This is a genomic window from Staphylococcus sp. EG-SA-2 (assembly GCF_017152085.1).
This window is the reverse complement of record NZ_JACYHC010001206.1, coordinates 1-645: the sequence shown is the minus strand read 5'-3', so window position 1 is coordinate 645 and position 645 is coordinate 1. Positions and strand designations below refer to the sequence as shown.

At 34.9% G+C, this 645-nt stretch carries 1 protein-coding gene; it reads left to right on the top strand.

The annotated features are described in order from the left end of the window. On the top strand, nucleotides 1-645 hold a 645-nt coding region (gene hutG / locus IDG60_RS28140; protein ID WP_206161094.1), incomplete at both ends, for a formimidoylglutamase.

Below are 645 nucleotides of genomic sequence, written 5' to 3'. Positions count from 1 at the left end.
AATGTGAAACTTTAGTCGATTACGGAAATGTTTATCATGATCATGAGGAATTAATTGATACTCAAAAAGAATTTGCTATGCTTGCAGCGAAGTCAATTGCTAATCATAGACAAACATTTTTATTAGGTGGTGGACATGATATTGCGTATGCTCAATATTTAGCAACACGTAAAGTCTATCCAACACAATCTATTGGTGTGATAAATATTGATGCGCATTTTGATACACGTGCTGAACAACAATCTACATCTGGAACGAGCTTTAGACAAATTTTAGAAGAAGATGAAAACACAGATTATTTAGTGCTTGGTATTGCTCAAGGTGGTAATACGCAAAGTTTATTTGATTATGCTAAAGAGAAAAAGATTGATTATGTCTTTGCAGATGAATTATTGAGTCACGTATCACCAACAATTAAAGATATGATTGAACGTTTTGTACATGAACATGATGTCATTATGTTTACGATTTGTATGGATGTCATTGATAGTGCGTTTGCGCCTGGGGTAAGTGCGCCGGCAGTGTTAGGTTTGTATCCACATACTGTTCTTGAATTAGCAAAACGTATTATTCCAAGTGATAAGGTGTCTTCAGTTAGTATTGCTGAGATGAATCCAACATATGACGCTGACAATAGAACTGCTA